The following is a 17,325-nucleotide window of genomic DNA, read 5'->3' on the forward strand; positions in this document are numbered from 1 at the left end:
CGGCGGCGATCCCACTCAGTAAGGGGCCGGACGCCGTCCAGAGCCGGCAGGTGCATAAAATCCACCACAGCTCATAACCCAGGGGGCCCGAGGGAAGGATGCACGCGGTGCACAAGGTCCTGATCGCCAATCGCGGTGAGATCGCCGTACGGATCGCCCGGGCCTGCGCAGACGCCGGGCTGTCCAGCGTCGCGGTCTACGCGGACCAGGATCTGGACGCGCTGCACGTGCGGGTGGCCGACGAGGCGCACGCACTCGGCGGGCAGAGCCCGGCCGAGACCTACCTCGACATCGACAAACTCCTTTCCGTCGCCCGGAAGACCGGCGCGGACGCCGTCCATCCCGGATATGGCTTCCTCGCCGAGAACGCCGGCTTCGCCCAGGCCGTGCTCGACGCCGGCCTGATCTGGATCGGCCCGCCGCCGGCGGCGATCACCGCGCTGGGCGACAAGGTCCAGGCCCGGCACATCGCGCAGCGCGTGGGCGCCCCGCTCGTGGCCGGAACCCCCGATCCCGTCTCCGGGGTGGACGAGGTCGTCGCCTTCGCGCGGCAGCACGGCCTGCCGATCGCCATCAAGGCGGCGTTCGGCGGCGGCGGGCGCGGGCTCAAGGTGGCCCGCACCATGGAGGAGATCCCCGACCTGTACGAGTCGGCCGTGCGCGAGGCCGTCACCGCCTTCGGGCGCGGCGAGTGCTTCGTCGAGCGCTACCTCGACAAGCCCCGGCACGTCGAGACCCAGTGCCTGGCCGACTCCCACGGCAACGTCGTCGTGGTCTCCACCCGCGACTGCTCTCTCCAGCGCCGCCACCAGAAGCTGGTGGAGGAGGCCCCGGCCCCGTTCCTGACCGGCGAGCAGCTCGAACTCCTCTACTCCTCTTCCAAGGCGATCCTGCGCGAGGCGGGCTACGTCGGCGCGGGCACGTGCGAGTTCCTCGTCGGCCAGGACGGCACGATCTCCTTCCTCGAGGTCAACACCCGGCTGCAGGTCGAGCACCCGGTCAGCGAGGAGGTCGCGGGCATCGATCTGGTGCGCGAGATGTTCCGCATCGCCGACGGCGAGGCCCTGGGCTACGACGACCCGGAGCTGCGCGGCCACTCCATCGAGTTCCGGATCAACGCCGAAGACGCGGGCCGGGGCTTCCTGCCCGCGCCGGGAACGATCACCTCGATGCGCGTCCCGTCCGGCCCCGGCGTACGGCTGGACGCGGGGTACGAGGCCGGGATGAGCGTGCCGCAGGCGTTCGACTCGCTCGTGGCCAAGCTGATCGTCACCGGCGCGACGCGTAAGCAGGCGCTGGAGAGGTCGCGCCGGGCCCTGGCCGAGTTCGAGATCGGCGGAATGCCGACCGTGGTGCCGTTCCACCGGGCCGTGGTGAACGACCCCGCCTTCGCCGGCGAGCCGTTCTCCGTGCACACCCGGTGGATCGAGACCGAGTTCGACAACACGATCACGCCGTACGAGGGTGCCGTGGAGGCGGCCGAGCCCGCCGAGCGTGAACGGATCACCGTCGAGGTCGGCGGCAAGCGCCTGGAGGTCGTCCTGCCCGCCGGGCTGGGCCCGTCTGGATCGGGCTCCTGGGGATCGGGGTCGGGCGCGACCGGCTCCGGCCCGGCCAGGAAGGCCGCGCCTCGGCGGTCCGGCGGCGGTGCCAAGAAGGCCGCGGCGAGCGGCGACTCCCTCGTCAGCCCGATGCAGGGCACGATCGTGAAGGTCGTCGTCGCCGACGGCGACGCCGTCGAGCCCGGCGACACGATCGTCGTCCTGGAAGCCATGAAGATGGAGCAGCCGCTGACCGCACACAAGGGCGGCACGATCACCGGCCTCGCGGCCGCCGTCGGCCAGACGGTCACCGCCGGGGCCGTCCTCTGCGAGATCAAGGACGCCTGAGCCGCCGGCCCTGGAGGCCGGCGGTCTCCCCTGGCGGGGGCTCACCGAGGGTGATCTTGGTGCCCCGCCGACAGCGATCTCATCGGGCGAACGCGGTCACGGCGGACGGTTCGGCGGCCGACGCCGCCGTCATTCACCGGCAAGAAGACGCATGCCGGCAGCCGGGTGCGGAACGATAGGTTTTTGTGGAGGAACCATCACGCCCTGCCGTTCGTCCTGTAGGGCGAAGGAGGCTTGAAGCCGTGACCATGAAGACACCGCTCGGCCGGGTGGGGGCCGCCCTTGCGGCGCTGCTCGCCGGGCTCATCACTCTGCTCGCTCTCGCGCCGTCCGCCATGGCGGCTGCTCCCCCGGACCCCGCCACGGTCCTGTCGTCCTGGAAGAACGCCAAAGACCCGCTGTTCGTCCAGAGTGGGTCTCCGCTCTCGTCGAGTCAGCAGAGCGAGATCCGCCAGGCGCTGAAGGACTCGAAGTCCAAGATCTACGTGGTCGCCATGCCCGACGGCACCGTGAGCACGAGCCAGGTGAGCACCTACATCCCGCAGTTGCTGTCCGAGCTCGACAAGGCGGGCCGGTCGAGCGCGACCGTGGCCCTCCTCGACGGCAACAGCCTCTTCGCGGGGTCGACCGAGCTGCCCAGGAACGCTCCGGGCGTGCTGGCCCGGCTGTCCACCAGCGCCAACAACGACGTGGTCACCGGCATGAAGGACTTCATCAACCGGGTGAACCTGGTGCGCGAGGGCGACGTCAATGGCGCCCGTGCCAAGGGCAGCACGGTCGGCGGCGGTGGCGGTTCGGGTGTGCTGCTGGGCATTCTGGGCATCGCGGTTGTCGGAGGTGCCGGTTTGTGGATCGTCGGACGCCGCAACAAGCGCAAGCGCGAGGAGCGCGAGGCCGCCGAGCTCGCCGCCGTCAAGCAGACGGTCGAGGAGGACGTCACGAAGTTCGGTGAGGAGATCACCGCGCTCGACATGGACGTCAGGATGCTCCCGCAGAGCGAGACGACCACCGACTGGCAGCGGGCCCTCGACTCCTACGAGCGGGCCAAGGTCGAGCTCGCCGCGATCAAGCGCCCGGAGGACCTGCGCACGGTGACCTCCACGCTGGAGGACGGCCGCTACGCGCTGGCCTGCGTCAAGGCGCGCGTGAACAACCAGCCGCTGCCCGAGCGGCTGCCCCCGTGCTTCTTCAACCCGCAGCACGGCCCGTCGGTGCGCAACGTCCGGTGGGCGCCCCCCGGCGGCGCGGTGCGCGACGTCCCCGCCTGCGCGGCGGACGCCGAGGCGGTGGAGCGCGGCTTCGACCCGCAGATGCGCGAGGTCATGGTGGACGGCCAGCGCAGGCCCTACTGGGACGCCGGTCCCGCCTACCAGCCCTACGCGTACGGCTACTACGGCGGCTTCGGCGGCGGCGACCTGCTGACCGGCATGCTCGTCGGCACCATGCTCGGCAACGCGTTCGGCGGCTGGGGCCACGGCGGATACGGCGCCGGGTACGACTCCGGCTACGCCGCGGGCGTGGAGGCCGGCGGCGGCGACTGGGGCGGTGGCGGCTTCGGCGGCGGCGACTGGGGTGGCGGCGGCGGTGGCGATTGGGGCGGCGGCGACTTCGGCGGAGGGGACTTCGGCGGCGGCGACTGGTAACGCCTCAGCGCCTCCGGCACAGCGTGGCTTCCGGCACGGCGCAGAAGCACCGCAGCGCTCCCAGCCACCGCAGAAGCGTGTGAGCGCCACCGCGACGGACACGGAAGCGCCCGGGCACCTCTGTGTCGGCACATCTCCTCAGCGCCTCCGGCACAGCACCCGAGCGCTTTCGATGGCGCAGAAGCGCTTGAGCGCTTGCGGTGGACACAGACGAGGGGCGGACCTGATGGTCCGCCCCTTCGTCGTATGCGGGCTCGGCCGGGTGGTGCACCATCCCGGGAAATACCGGGATGATGGCAGGTCAGCGGATTGCAAGTGGGATTAAAGACCGCGTGGGAGACTCGGGAGCGTTCCCCTCAGGAGGCCCCCCGTGCGTCGCTTCACCCCCCTGCCCGCCGCCGCGCTGCCCTTGTCACGGTTCTCGTCGCGGTCCCTGTCGCGGCTCCTGTCGCTCACGTTGCTCGCGTCTGTGTCACTCGCGTTCGTGGCACTCCCCGCGACCGCCGTGCACGCGGCCTCCGCTCCCTGCAAGCCGGGCAGCGGCGTCAAGCTTCGCGGCAAGGACCTCACCAGCGCCACGCTTCCGTACGCCATGCGGTGCGCCGACCTGACCGGCGCGAAGCTCGACGGGGTGGACCTCACGGGCAAGGACCTCACCGGAGCCATCCTGCGCAAGGCCTCGCTGAAGGAGGCCGATCTCGGTCAGGCGCGTCTCGACTATGCCGACCTGCGCGGCGCCGACTTCAGCGAGGCCGACCTGGGCCAGATGCAGGCCAAGCAGGCGAACCTGCGCGGGGCGATCCTCACCGACGCGGACGCCGTACAGGCCGAGTTTCCGCACTCCGACCTGACCGGCGCGGTCCTCACCCGGGCCGTGCTCACCCAGGCCAACCTCACCGACGCGAAACTCGTGGACGCCGACCTGAAGGACGCCACGCTCGGGCAGATCAAGGGCCGTACGGCCGACTTCACCCGGGCCAAGCTCGGCGAGGCCAAGCTCGGCCAGGCCCACCTGGAGCACGCCGTGCTGCGGGACGCCGACCTGTCCGAGGCCGAGTTCACCCAGGCCGAGCTCGACGGCGCGGACTTCCACGGGGCGAACGTCGACAAGGCCTCCTTCATCCAGGCCGACGACGTGAACCTGACCGGGGCGAAGGGCACGCCGAAGGACCTGCCGGACGACGCCGTCGCACCCGGCTCCGCCGGGGAGGAACCGGTCGATGACGCCTCGCCGTCCACCTGGGACCAGGACGTGCCCCCGAACGCCGTACGCCCGAAGGGCCCGTCGCCCGCGCTCATCCTCGTCATCGTGTCCGGTCTCGGCCTGAGCCTGACGCTGATCATGTGGGGCGTCGCACACCGGCGCAGGGAGCGTTTCGTGGCCGAGATGGCGGTGGCCCGGCACGCCGCCGAGGAGGACGTGACCCGCTTCGGCGAGGAGATCGACGCCCTCGACTTCGAGATGAAGATCAACCAGGTCAGCGGGCCCACGCACGAGTGGCGGGCGGCGCTCGACGCGTACGAGGCGGCCAAGCAGGCGTTGCACGTCGCCCAGACGCCGTACGACCTGCAGGCGGCGGCCATGGCCATCGGGCGGGGGCGGCAGGCCCTGCATGAGGTCAGGTCACGGCTGTCCGCCACGGGCGGCAGCCACTGACCTCGGCAGGTTCACGAGCGGCTCACGGGCGGCACCCGCTGACCACGGCGCCGTCACGGGCGGCCCTGGCCGAAGACGGCGTCGCGGGCGATCGAGAGGGCGGTGGAGACCGCGCCCCGCAGCACGGGGTTGTCCGGGATGCCGCTCACGCGGACGTGTACGGGCACGGGCGAGACCTCGGCCAGCCGCTCGGTGACCAGGGCCGCCAGCGGCTCGCCGCCCGCCATGCTGGTGGCGCCGCCGAGGACGACGAGGCCGGGGTCGAGCACGGCCACGAGCGTGAAAGCGGCCGTCGTGACCCGGTCCGCCAGGGCCGGGAGGTCCAGTCCGCGTACGGCATCGGTGCCCAGCAGGGCGCACACCTCGATGTCGAGCCGGCCGAGGAAGCCGATCTCCCCGGCTCCTCCGGAGGCTCCCCGGCGGAGCCTGCCGTCCAGCACGACGGCCGCGCCGACGCCGTCGTCCAGCCAGAGCAGGACGAAGTCGTCCCGCCCGGCGGCCGCGCCGGTGGCGTGCTCGGCGACGGCGGCCAGGTTGACCTCGTTCTCCACGGTGACCGGCGCGTCGACCAGTGTGCGCAGGGCCGGGAGAAGCCCGGGCCGCCACGCGGGCTCGACGTTCCCGGCCGCGAGGTCTCCGGTCTGCGGGTCGACCATCCCGGGCGCGCCGATGACGACGGCGTGCAGCGGGCGTGAGCCGGCCGCCTCGGTGAGCGCCTCCGCGACCAGCCCGGGGAGGTTCTCCCCCACGGGCCGCGTCGCCGTGCCCACGGTGGCGCCGGTGATGTCGGCGACCGTGACGTGGACCACGTCGCGCCGCACGTCCACCCCGCCCACGAAGGCCCGGTCGGCGACGATCCCGTAGAGGCGGGCGTTGGGGCCGCGCCGGTCGCCGCCGCTCTCCCCGGTGACCCGGATCAGCCCGTTGACCTGCAGGCGTTCGATCAGGTCCGACACGGTCGGGCGGGACAGGCCGGTGAGCGCGCGAAGCTGGGGCGCCGTCAGCGGGCCCCGTTCCAGGAGCAGATCGAGCGCGAGCCGGTCGTTGATGGCCCGCGCGAGCTGGGGTGTCGCGGTCTTCACGGAAAAACCTCTTTTTATCAGGAACCCTGCCTGTTAATTTAGCCGTATGCGAGACAGACATCAACGGGCCACCGCCCTCGTCTTCGCCGTTCACGGCGCGGTGGCGGGCACCATCGCCACCCGCATGCCCTGGCTTCAGGACCACTTCGGCCTGGGCACGGCCGCTCTCGGGCTCGTCCTGCTCTGCCCGCCGATCGGCTCGTTCCTCACGATGCCGGTGACGGCCCGGCTGGCCTACCGGTTCGGGCCCAGGGCGACGACCCGGGTCCTGCTCGCCCTGTGGTGCGCCTCCCTGGCCCTCCCCGTGCTGGCGCCGGGCCCGCTGTGGCTGATCCCCGTGTTCCTCACGTCCGGCGCCGCCGCCGGGATGTCCGACCTGGCCATGAACGCCCAGGGCGTGCTCGTCGAACGGCGGCTGGGCAGGTCGGTCATGTCCGGCCTGCACGGCATGTGGAGCGTCGGCAACCTGGCCGGCGCGGGCATCGGGGCCGTGGCGGCGCAGTCGGGCCTGGACGCGCGGGCGCACCTCGCCCTCATGGCGGCGGCGCTGGTCGTCCTGGGCGTGGTGGGCAGCCGCGCGCTCCTCGACGACGAGCCCGCGCCGGACGAGAAGCCGCCGAAGCGATTCGCGCTGCCGCCGAGGGCCGTCCTGCTGATCGGCCTGATCGGCTTCTTCGGCACCTTCGCCGAGCGGGCCAGCGGCCAGTGGGCGGCGATCTACCTCACGAACGTCGCGGGGGCGGGCGCGGGCCTCGCCGCGACCGGCTACGCCGTGTTCACCGCGTGCATGGTCACCGTGCGGCTCGGCGGAGACTTCGTGGTGCGCAGGCTCGGGCCGGTCCTGACCGTACGCGCCGGGGCGGTCACCGCCGTGATCGGTGGGGTGATCGTGGTCGCGTTCCGCACGCCCGCGCCGGTGATCGTGGGGTTCGCGTTGTTCGGCGCCGGTCTCGCCGTCGTCGTCCCGCTGGTGTTCGCGGCGGCGGGCCAGGTCGCCCGTACGCCTGCGGAGGGCGTCGCGGGGGTCGCCACGATCACCTGGATGTCGGGGCTCGTGGCACCCTCCGTCATCGGCTGGCTGGCGGCCACGTTCGCCTTCCCGTTCGCCTTCGCCCTGGTGACGTGCATGGTCGGGGCGATGATCCGGCCGGCGCGCGCGCTGCGCCCGCGCCCTGCCGCCGCCCGCGTCCCCGAGGGCGCGGCATGCGCCGACTGATCCGGCCTCGACAGAGGTCAGATGCCGGCGGTCTGCGGGGACATGAGACGGCGGGCCGCCTCGGTGATCGAGCCCGACAGCGACGGATAGACGGCGAAGGTGTGGGCGAGCTGGTCCACGGTCAGGCGGTGCTGCACGGCCACCGACACGGCCAGGATCAGCTCCGACGCCCGGGGCGCGACCACCACGCCGCCGAGCACGATGCCGGTGTTCGGGCGGCAGAACAGCTTCACGAAACCGTCGTTGAAGCCCTGCATCTTGGCCCGGGCGTTGGTGGCCAGCGGCAGCTTGACGACGTTCGCCTCGATCTCGCCCGCCTCGATCTGCCGCTGCGACACGCCCACGGCGGCGATCTCCGGGTCGGTGAAGATGTTGGCGGCGACGGTGGCCAGCCGGATCGGCTGCACGGCCTCGCCGAGCGCGTGCCAGACCGCGATCCTGCCCTGCATGGCGGCGACGGAGGCGAGCATCAGGACGCCGGTGCAGTCTCCCGCGGCGTACACGCCGGGCGCGGAGGTCCGCGACACCTTGTCGACCTCGATGAAGCCGTTGCGGTCGAGCCGCACGCCGTTGTCCTCGAGCCCGAGCCCGGAGGTGTTGGGCACCATGCCTACGGTCATGAGGCAGTGGCTGCCCTCGGCCGTACGGCCGTCCTCCAGGGTCACGACGACGCCGTGCTCGGTGCGCTTGACCGAGGCGGCGCGCGAACGGCCCATGACGTTCATGCCGCGGCGCCGGTAGACCCCTTCGAGCACCTCGGCCGCGTCGGCGTCCTCGTTGGGCATCATCCGGTCGCGCGAGGAGACCAGCGTGACCTCCGACCCGAGCGACCGGTAGGCGCCGGCGAACTCGGCGCCGGTGACGCCGGAGCCGACCACGATCAGGTGCTCGGGCAGCTCCTCCAGGTCGTACAGCTGGCGCCAGCTCAGGATGCGCTCGCCGTCGGGCTCGGCCCCGGGCAGCACGCGCGGGTGGGCGCCGGTCGCCACGATGACCACGTCGGCCCGGATCGTACGGTCCCCCGCGCGCACCACCTGGGGATCGACCAGCCGGCCCCGGGCGCGGATGACCTCGACGCCCTCGGCGGCCAGCCGGGCGGCGATGTCGTTCGACTGGGCGAGCGCGAGCTCCTTGACGCGCTTGTTCACGTCGATCATGTCCACGTGGACGCCGCCGGTCTCGTGGCCGGAGCCGCCGTCGAATCGGACACCCAGCGACGACGCGTCGAGAAGCGCCTGCTTGCGGACGGAGGAGGCGATCAGGGTCTTGGACGGCACGCAGTCGGTGAGCACGCACGCCCCGCCGGGGCCTTCCTCCTCCACGACGGTGACCTGGGCGCCCAGTTGCGCGGCGACCAGAGCCGCCTCGTATCCGCCGGGGCCGCCACCGATGATCACGATCCTTGTCACGTGCTCCATTGTCCCGCATCCTGATTACGTATTCCCGGCGAGGTACGCGTAACGGGCCGACTACGCGGATTTTCTCGCCGCATCCCCGTGCGCGCGTACCCGTCCAACTTTCGGGATCTTGGTTTAGGCTTGTGAGCCGTGCCTGTTTATGCGGCCTACGGCAGCAACATGGACCCCAAGCAGATGGCGGAGTGGGCTCCCCACTCGCCCATGCGAGGAACGGGCTGGCTCTCGGGCTGGCGGCTCACCTTCGGCGGCGAGGACGTCAGCTGGGAGGGCGCCCTCGCCACGATAGTCGAGGACGCCGACGAGCAGGTATTCGTCGTCCTGTACGACGTGCCGGAGTGGGACGAGGCGTCCCTCGACCGGTGGATGGGCACCGACCTCGGCCTCTACCGCAAGCTCCGGCTCCGGGTCGCGACCCTGGAGGGCGACGTGCTCGCCTGGTCGTACGTGCTGGACTCCTACGAGGGCGGGCTGCCGTCGGCGCGATACATCGGCATCCTGGCCGACGCCGCCGAGAAGGCGGGCGCACCCGACGACTACGTCGCGTGGCTGCGCACCCGCCCCTGCAAGAAGCTCGGCGACTGACACGAGCCCGGCACTTATCCGCCGGGTTCATGCACTTCTGTACCCTCAGCAAAGTGACCCCATATGACCTGGCGGCCGAGGCCGCGACCACGCTGAGGAACCTGACCGGCATCCCTTCCTTCGACGTCGCCCTCGTCATGGGCTCGGGCTGGGTCCCGGCCGCGGACGCGATCGGCGAGACGGTCATCGAGCTCGCGGTGACGAAACTGCCCGGGTTCTCGCCTCCCGCGGTCGCCGGTCACGCCGGAACGGTCCGCGCGGTGCGCACCGCCGCCGGGCTCAACGCCCTGATCTTCCTCGGGCGTACGCACCTCTATGAGGGCCGCGGGGTGGAGCCGGTGGTCCACGGGGTGCGCACGGCCGTCGCGGCCGGGGTGCGCACGGTGGTGCTGACCAACGCGGCGGGCGGGCTGCGGCCGGAGACCCAGAAGGTCGGCGACCCGGTCCTGATCAGCGACCACATCAACCTCACCGGCAGCAACCCGATCACGGGTGCGACGTTCATCGACCTCACCGAGGTCTACTCCAAGCGCCTGCGCGACCTCGCCCGCGCGGTCGACCCCACGCTGTCCGAGGGCGTGTACGTCGCCTTCCGCGGCCCGACGTACGAGACGCCCGCCGAGATCCGCATGCTGCGCACGCTCGGCGGCGACCTGGTGGGCATGTCCACCGTGCTGGAGGCGATCGCCGCCCGGGAGGCCGGGGCCGAGGTGCTCGGGATCTCCCTGGTCACCAACCCCGGCGCGGGCCTGGTGGGCGAGCCGCTCAACCACGAGGAGGTCCTGGAGGTCGGCCGGGCCACGGCCGCCCGCATGGGCGTCCTGCTCGCCCAGGTCGTCGACAAGCTGTAGGGGGTATCCATGTCCGATCTCGTACGGCTCGCCGAAGAGTGGCGCGACCAGGACCCCGACCCCGAGACGCGGGCCGAGCTCGACGCGATCCTGGAACGTGACGATCGGGCCGAGCTGGAGGCCCGCTTCGGCGCGAAGCTGGAGTTCGGCACGGCGGGCCTGCGCGGCGCGCTCGGAGCCGGGCCCAACCGGATGAACCGGGTCACCGTGATGCGGGCGGCCGCCGGCCTGGCCCGCGTCCTCGGGCCGGGACGCCACGTGGTGATCGGCTACGACGGGCGGCACAAGTCCGACGTGTTCGCCGCCGATACTGCCCGCGTGCTGACCGGGGCGGGCCTGCGCGCCTCGGTCATGGCCGGCAAGTGGCCCACCCCTGTGCTGGCGTTCGCCGTACGCCACCTGGGCGCGGACGCGGGCGTCATGGTCACCGCCTCGCACAACCCTCCCCAGGACAACGGCTACAAGGTCTACTGGGGCGACGGCGCGCAGATCGTGCCGCCGATCGACCGGGAGATCTCCGAGGCCATCGACGCGGTCGGCCGGGTGGACGCACTGCCGCTGGGCGACGGCTGGCAGACCCTCGGGCACGACGACATCGTCGTGCCCTACCTGCGGGCCCTGACCACGCTCCCGATCGGCGACGCCCGCGAGATCTCGGTCGCGTACACGCCGCTGCACGGCGTCGGCGGCGCGACCGTGTCCGAGGCGTTCCGCGTGGCGGGCTTCGAGGTGCCGGTCATGGTGAGCCGGCAGGCGATGCCCGACCCCGACTTCCCCACCGTGGCGTTCCCCAACCCGGAGGAACCGGGCGCCATGGACCTCGTGCTCGAACTCGCCGCCGCGACCCACGCCGACCTGGTGATCGCCAACGACCCGGACGCGGACCGCTGCGCCGTGGGCACGCCGCTGCCGGACGGCGGTTATCGCATGCTGACCGGCGACGAGGTGGGCGGCCTGCTGGCCGAGCACGTGCTGCGGCACACCTCGGGCGGCGACCGGCTGGTCGCCACGTCGATCGTGTCGTCGTCGCTGCTCGCCAAGATCGCCGCCGCCCACGGCGTGCGGCACGCCGAGACGCTGACCGGCTTCAAGTGGATCATGAAGTCGGGCCCGGGGCTGGTCTTCGGCTACGAGGAGGCGCTGGGCTACAGCGTGGGCTCGGACGCCGGGCTGCCGGTCCACGACAAGGACGGCGTGGGCGCCGCCCTCACCGTGGCCGGGATGGCCGCCATGGCCAAACGCGACGGCAGGTCGCTGCTCGACCTGCTGGACGACCAGGCCCGCCGCTATGGCCTCCACGCGACCACCCAGCTTTCCGTCCGGGTCGAGGACCTGTCGCTGATCGCCAAGGCCATCGAGCGCCTCCGTACGCACCCGCCGGTGCGGCTGGCGGGCCGTACGGTGGAGTCGGCCGAGGACCTGTCCCAGGGGGTGGCGGGGCTGCCGCCGACCGAGGGCCTGCGCTACCGCCTGTCGGGCGACGCCCGGATCGTCGTACGGCCCAGCGGCACCGAGCCCAAGCTCAAGTGCTACCTGGAGGTCGTCGTGCCGGTCGAGGGCGACGACGTCGCAGCCGCCCGGGCGCGGGCCGCGCGGGACCTGGAGGACCTGAAGAAGGACCTCGCCCTCGCCCTCGGTCTGTGAGCGTGCCTACCGGCAGATCGTGTCCCTGGCCGGTCGCCTGCCGGTGACCAGGAACGTGGTGACGGTGTCGTCACCACAGGCATTGCCGTTGACCAGGTAGGATCCGTGCCCGCCCGAGTCGACGGCGACCATGCGCGCCCGGCTCCCCAACGCCTCACGCATCCGCAGGGCCCCGCTGTACGGCGTCGCCGGGTCGCGCAGGTTCTGCACGAGCAGGACATTGGACGGGCCCTGCGCCCCGACCCGCACCGGCGCCTCGGCCGGCCGGTAGGGCCAGTAGGCGCAGGGACCGATGTTGACGGGCATGCCGGCGGTCAGCGGGTGGGCCGCCCGGTCGCGGGCCACCAGCTGCCGGTGCATGCCGAGCGAGCTCGGCCACTCGACGTCGTTGCACAGGGTCGCGGCCGCCGAGGCGGCGGCGTTCTGCATCGCCTCGTCCGGGGCGGTGGAGGGCGCCGGGAGGGGACCCGGGCCGAGCGCCGCCCGCATGAGCGCGGCCAGGGCGGGGAACCCTGCGTCGGAATACAGCGCGTTCAGCATGGTCTCGCGCAGGACCGCACCGTCGAGCCTCGCCGGGTTGGCTCCCGGCCACGGGATCGGAGCGCGGTCCAGGCGCCCGGCGAGGTCCAGGAAGGTACGGCGGACCGCTGCGGCGTCGGCTCCCAGGCCCAGCTCGTCGTCACGCGCGGCGGCCCAGGCCGCGAAGTCGGGGAAGCGGTCCTCGATGCCCACCGAGTAGTTGGCCAGCCAGGCGCGGGTCACCCTGCGCGGGTCGGGGTCGTCGTTGCTGTCCAGGACCACTCTGTCGGTCCGGCCGGGGAACATCGTGGCGTAGACGGCGCCGGCGTACGTGCCGTAGGAGACACCCCAGTAGGACAGGCGCTGCTCGCCGAGAGCCCGGCGGATGGCGTCGATGTCCCTGGCCTCGGTGCGCGTGCTGATGCTGCGCAGCACAGGGCCGCCGTTGCGGGCGCAGGCGTCGGCGATCCTGCGTGACCACGTGGCGTTCCGCTTGATGTCCCCGTCGGCGGACGGGTAGGGCTTGAGCAGGGTGGGCGCCAGGTCCTCGTGCGCGAGCCCGCAGGAGACGGGCGAGCTCCGGCCGACGCCCCGCGGGTCGAAACCAACCAGGTCGTAGCGGTCGAGCACGGCCTTCGGCAGGCGCTTCACCATGTCGCTCGGCCGACGCAGGCCCGGGCTGCCCGGTCCTCCCGGGATGAGCAGCAGCACCCCTCTGCGCAGTCCCGGCCGGGCCGTACGGATCCGGGAGACGGTGAGGGAGATCGTTCCCCCGCCCGGCTTGCCGTACGTGAGAGGGACCTGGAGCGTCGTGCATTCCTGGCGGGGGTCCAGCCCAGGGGCGCTGCCGCAGGAGGTCCAGGTCGTGGCGGCGTGGGCCGCGGCCGGGGCTCCGGTCGCGACGAGAGTGGCGGACAGGGAGATGACGGCGGCTGCCGATGCGATGCGGTTCATGATTGCGGCTTTCGAGCTTGTCGGGGAAAGAGGGTTCACTGGCGGGCGCCGACGGCCTCGGCCGGGCGGGCGCGCAGGGCGAGACGCGCGGGGAGGCTCGTGGCGACCAGGGCGAGCGCGGCCACCGCGGCGATCACCAGCGCATAGCCGGCCGGGGGGACGTACGGCAGGGCCGACCCGGTCATCCCCCTGCCGAAGGCCGACAGCGTGATCAGCGCGATGCCGGTCCCGGCGAACACGGAGACGATCAGCGCGGTCAGGGTCTCCAGGCGGAGCATGCGCAGCACCTGCCGCCGGGTCGCGCCGACCAGGCGGAGCAGGGCGAGCTCCCGCGACCGGTCCGTGGTGGACATCGCCAGCGTGTTGACCACGGCGATCGCGCTGAACGCGATGATCAGGCCCATGGCCACATAGTTGACCTCGGCGTTCGGGGTCTCCGCCCCGGCCCCTTCCATCGGCGCCACGATCGGCGCCACGTCGGCCAGGGCCGCACGCGAGACCGAGGGGGCCTCGACCAGCAGGGTGCCCGACGGATCGTCGACATGCCCGGCGACCAGCGCGTACGGCAGGGTCAGGTCGCCGAAGCCGAGGCCGCGGGAGTAGACCGCCACGACCTTCAGCTCCGCAGGGGTCCCGTCGCCCAGGGTGAGCTTGAGAGGCTCGCCGACCGACAGCCCGAGCCTGGAGGCCGCCGACTCGCTCAGCGCGGCCGACCCGGCTCCGAATCCGTCGAGCGAGCCGGACACGACCCCGAGGTCCACGGCCTGCCCGATCGGCCGCCCGCCGCCGTCGACGCCCTGCGCGCCGTACTTGTCCAGCCCCACGCGCACCGAGGTGCGCACCACCGACGTGACGGCCTTCACGCCCGGCACCCGGCGCACGGCCTCGGCGGAGTCCGCCGTCGCGCCGCCCACCACGTAGTCGGCGTGGGTGCCCGCGGCGGCCTGCGCGGCCGACGCGTGCCCCATCGTGGTCTGGCTGAACAGGATGGTGCAGGTCATGGCCACCAGAAGGGTCAGCGGCGCCATCACCGAGGCCATCCGTCCCGGGCCCGTCCGCAGGTTGCGCGCCGCCAGATATCCGGCGCGGGAGGCGCGCAGCGCGACACCGAGCAGGGCGGTCGCGACGCGGGCGAGCACCGGCCCGAGCAGGGTGACGGCCACCGTCCAGACGAGCGCGGTCAGCATCGTCACCGGGCTCGACGCCGCCTCGGTCTCGAGTCCCGACAGCACCAGCGTCAGCGTGATCCCACCGGCGACGCACAGCACGCCCGCGATCGACCGGCCGAGGGGCAGGCGGTCCCCTCCCAGGGCGGCCTCGCCGAGGGCCTCGACGGGGCGGATCCGCGCGGTGCGGCGGACCGAGAGGCGGGTCGCGGCCCAGGCCGCCGCCACGGCCGCCAGCAGAGCGGCCACCGCCGGGAACGGGCTGACCACAAGGCGCAGGTTCGGCGGCATGGCGCCCAGCTCGACGAACCGGCCGCGCAGCCAGAACCCGAGGCCGACACCGGCCGCCGATCCGATGACGCCGGCCGCCAGGCCGACCAGCAGCGCCTCGCCGCCCAGCAGCCTGCGCACCTGCCCGGGTGTGGCGGCGACCGCGCGGAGGAGGGCGATCTCGCGCCGCCGCTGCTGGACCGCCAGGGCGGAGGTGCCCGTCACGACGAGGATCGCGACCAGCAGCGACGTGCCGCCCAGCGCGCCGCCCATGCTGATCAGCCGCACCCGCGCCTGCTCCGCGTCGAGGAACTCCACCGCCCCGCGCTCGTCGCCGGTGTGGGCCACGAGACGACCGGTCAGCGCCCGCGAGACGTCCACGCGGGGGAACACGCCGATCGCGGTCACCAGCCCCGGACGCCCGGCCAGCCGACGGGCCTCGTCCGTCGAGAAGAACACCGTGTCCTGGCTCGGCAGCGCCTGCGCGGTGACCCCCACGACCCGGTGCGCCGTCCCCCGGACGTCGAGAGCGGCGCCCACGGACAGGCCCGAGCGGGCGTCCACGACCACCTCGCCGTCCGCACGCGGCGGGCGTCCCCTCGCGATCGTGAACGGCGTGAGCCCGGCCGACTCCCACCCGTGCCCGAGAGCGTGCCCGTTCACGGGGAACGTCACCTCGGTCAGCACCTTCGAGACGCCCGGCAGGGCGCGCAGCTTCGCGGCCGTCGCCTCGGGGATCCAGACCCGCTCCGAGAGCGGCTTGGCCTTCGTCTTGACCTTCCCGGAGGACTTGGTCACGGTCGCGTGGACGTTCTGGTCGCCGGCGACGATCAGCGGCGCCCCCGCGTAGCGCTCCGGCGCGACCCCGCCCCGCAGGCCGGTCTCCAGCAGCATCAGGCACGCGCAGACCAGCGCGGCGGCGCACACCAGCGCCACGAACGCCCCCGCGAACGCCGCCCTGCGGTGCCGCAGGGTCTTCAGCGCGAGTCCCGTGATCATGCCGCGTACGCCCCCATCCTGGTCATCCGCTCGGCGATCTGCTCGGAGCTCGGCGCGGCCATCGCGTCCACGATCCGGCCGTCGGCGAGGAACAGGACGGTGTCGGCGTAGGAGGCGGCCACCGGGTCGTGGGTGACCATCACCACGGTCTGGCCGAGGCCGTCCACCACCTCCCGCAGCAGCCGGAGCACGTCACGGGCCGTCATCGTGTCGAGCGCGCCGGTCGGCTCGTCGCCGAAGACCACCTGCGGCCGGGTCACCAGCGCCCTCGCGATGGCCACCCGCTGCTGCTGCCCGCCGGACAGCTGGGCGGGGCGGTGCCCGGTGCGGCCCGCCAGCCCCACCCGCCGGACGATCTCGCCGAGCCACGCCCGGTCGGCCCGCGTCCCGGCCAGCCGCAGCGGCAGCGTGATGTTCTCCAGCACGGTCAGGGACGAGACCAGGTTGAACGCCTGGAACACGAAGCCGACCCGCCGCCTGCGCAGCTCCGTCAACCGGGTCTCGTCCATGCCGGACAGCTCCGTGCCGCCCAGCCGCACCGAGCCGGAGGAGGGCGTGTCCAGCCCCGCCGCGCAGTGCAGGAACGTGCTCTTGCCCGAGCCCGACGGTCCCATCACGGCGGTGAAGCTCCCGCCGGGGATGGTCACCGAGACCTCACGCAGGGCGGCCACCGCGCCCTGTCCCTTGCCGTACACCTTGCTCACCGCGTCAAGGCGAAGCACCTCTGTCATGTGCTCAAGCCTGCCGATCGACGATCATGCGGCCCAGAGACGGCCTCACCTCCTGACCATGACCTCATCATGATCCGGACACTGGTAGACATATGGGCGTGATTCGCGTACTCCTCGCCGAGGACCAGCACGTCATCAGGAGCGCACTCGCCGCCCTGCTCGGGCTGGAGGAGGACCTGGAGGTCGTCGCGACCGCGGAGTCCGGAGAGGCCGCCCTGGCAGCCGCGCTGGTCCACCGCCCCGACGTCGCCGTCCTCGACATCGACATGCCCGGCAGGCTGGACGGTCTGGCCGCGGCGGCCGAGCTCCGTACGCGCCTGCCCGCCTGCCGTGCGCTGATGCTGACGGCGTACGGCAAGCCGGGGCACCTGCGCCGTGCCCTCGGCGCCGGTGTCGCCGGTTTCGTGCTGAAGACGGCGCCGCCGGACGAGCTCGTGGCCGCCATCCGCAGGGTCGCGGCCGGTGAACGGGTGCTCGACCCCTCGCTCGCGGTCACCGCCTGGGACCTGGTGGACAACCCGCTCACCCCGCGCGAGGCGGACGTGCTCCGCCTCGCCGCCTCCGGCGCGGACGCCGCGGACATCGCCGCGCGGCTCCACCTGGCGGCGGGCACCGTACGCAACTACCTCACCGGGATCGTCACCAAGCTCAACGCCCGCAACCGGACCGACGCCGTGCGCATCGCCACCGAGGCCGGCTGGATC

General features: G+C 72.9%; 12 protein-coding genes and 1 pseudogene. 8 read left to right on the plus strand and 5 right to left on the minus strand.

Features of this window, described 5'->3' with window-relative positions; genetic code table 11:
* Positions 1 to 107: 107 nt before the first annotated feature.
* The 3 genes from HCK04_RS08285 (at position 108) to HCK04_RS08295 (ending at position 5,189) form a co-directional block, all read left to right on the plus strand.
* Positions 108 to 1,889: a biotin carboxylase N-terminal domain-containing protein gene (locus tag HCK04_RS08285; protein ID WP_142646530.1), complete on the plus strand. Its 1,782-nt coding sequence runs from the start codon at positions 108 to 110 to the stop codon at positions 1,887 to 1,889.
* Between the two features lie 248 nt (positions 1,890 to 2,137).
* On the plus strand, positions 2,138 to 3,532 hold the full coding sequence (locus tag HCK04_RS08290; RefSeq protein WP_260617172.1) for a hypothetical protein: 1,395 nt from the start codon (positions 2,138 to 2,140) through the stop codon (positions 3,530 to 3,532).
* 370 nt (positions 3,533 to 3,902) lie between these two features.
* Positions 3,903 to 5,189, plus strand: a complete 1,287-nt coding sequence (locus HCK04_RS08295; protein WP_142646534.1) for a pentapeptide repeat-containing protein — start codon at positions 3,903 to 3,905, stop codon at positions 5,187 to 5,189.
* Positions 5,190 to 5,242: 53 nt separating this feature from the next.
* Here the strand turns inward: HCK04_RS08295 and HCK04_RS08300 are convergent, their stop codons facing one another.
* Entirely contained in the window at positions 5,243 to 6,271 is a 1,029-nt protein-coding gene (locus tag HCK04_RS08300) for an ROK family transcriptional regulator (protein WP_142646536.1), read from the minus strand.
* 46 nt (positions 6,272 to 6,317) lie between these two features.
* On the opposite strand from HCK04_RS08300, the gene HCK04_RS08305 reads away from it, so the two are divergent.
* Positions 6,318 to 7,487, plus strand: coding sequence for an MFS transporter (locus HCK04_RS08305; protein WP_142646538.1), 1,170 nt, complete (start codon positions 6,318 to 6,320; stop codon positions 7,485 to 7,487).
* Between the two features lie 17 nt (positions 7,488 to 7,504).
* Here the strand turns inward: HCK04_RS08305 and HCK04_RS08310 are convergent, their stop codons facing one another.
* Positions 7,505 to 8,896, minus strand: coding sequence for an NAD(P)H-quinone dehydrogenase (locus HCK04_RS08310; protein WP_142646540.1), 1,392 nt, complete (start codon positions 8,894 to 8,896; stop codon positions 7,505 to 7,507).
* A 138-nt stretch (positions 8,897 to 9,034) separates the two neighbouring features.
* Here HCK04_RS08310 and HCK04_RS08315 point away from each other — a divergent pair, with 138 nt between their 5' ends.
* Genes HCK04_RS08315 through HCK04_RS08325 form a run of 3 tightly spaced genes read left to right on the plus strand, consistent with a single transcriptional unit; the run spans position 9,035 to position 11,982 of the window.
* Positions 9,035 to 9,487 carry a gamma-glutamylcyclotransferase gene (locus HCK04_RS08315; RefSeq protein ID WP_142646542.1) on the plus strand — a complete coding sequence of 151 codons (453 nt, stop codon included), beginning with the start codon at positions 9,035 to 9,037 and terminating at the stop codon, positions 9,485 to 9,487.
* A 29-nt stretch (positions 9,488 to 9,516) separates the two neighbouring features.
* Positions 9,517 to 10,338, plus strand: coding sequence for a purine-nucleoside phosphorylase (locus tag HCK04_RS08320; RefSeq protein WP_142646544.1), 822 nt, complete (start codon positions 9,517 to 9,519; stop codon positions 10,336 to 10,338).
* A 9-nt stretch (positions 10,339 to 10,347) separates the two neighbouring features.
* Positions 10,348 to 11,982 (plus strand): phospho-sugar mutase, encoded by a 1,635-nt coding sequence (locus tag HCK04_RS08325; RefSeq protein WP_142646546.1) that lies wholly within the window; start codon positions 10,348 to 10,350, stop codon positions 11,980 to 11,982.
* Between the two features lie 6 nt (positions 11,983 to 11,988).
* On the opposite strand, the gene HCK04_RS08330 is transcribed toward HCK04_RS08325, so the two are convergent.
* The 3 genes from HCK04_RS08330 to HCK04_RS08340 are packed head-to-tail and all read right to left on the minus strand — an operon-like array spanning position 11,989 to position 16,621.
* Positions 11,989 to 13,455 (minus strand): alpha/beta hydrolase, encoded by a 1,467-nt coding sequence (locus HCK04_RS08330; protein WP_142646548.1) that lies wholly within the window; start codon positions 13,453 to 13,455, stop codon positions 11,989 to 11,991.
* A gap of 35 nt (positions 13,456 to 13,490) precedes the next feature.
* Positions 13,491 to 15,890, minus strand: a complete 2,400-nt coding sequence (locus tag HCK04_RS08335) for an ABC transporter permease (RefSeq protein WP_142646550.1) — start codon at positions 15,888 to 15,890, stop codon at positions 13,491 to 13,493.
* Complete coding sequence (locus HCK04_RS08340; RefSeq protein ID WP_142646552.1) at positions 15,887 to 16,621, minus strand: ABC transporter ATP-binding protein; 735 nt, start codon at positions 16,619 to 16,621, stop codon at positions 15,887 to 15,889. Before HCK04_RS08340 ends, HCK04_RS08335 begins: the two co-directional genes overlap by 4 nt.
* Positions 16,622 to 16,719: 98 nt before the next feature.
* Between HCK04_RS08340 and HCK04_RS08345 the strand changes: the two are divergent.
* Positions 16,720 to 17,325, plus strand: a pseudogene (locus HCK04_RS08345) (response regulator transcription factor); the annotation flags it as partial.

It is taken from the genome of Microbispora sp. CL1-1 (genome assembly GCF_012034195.1).
GTDB lineage: Bacteria > Actinomycetota > Actinomycetes > Streptosporangiales > Streptosporangiaceae > Microbispora.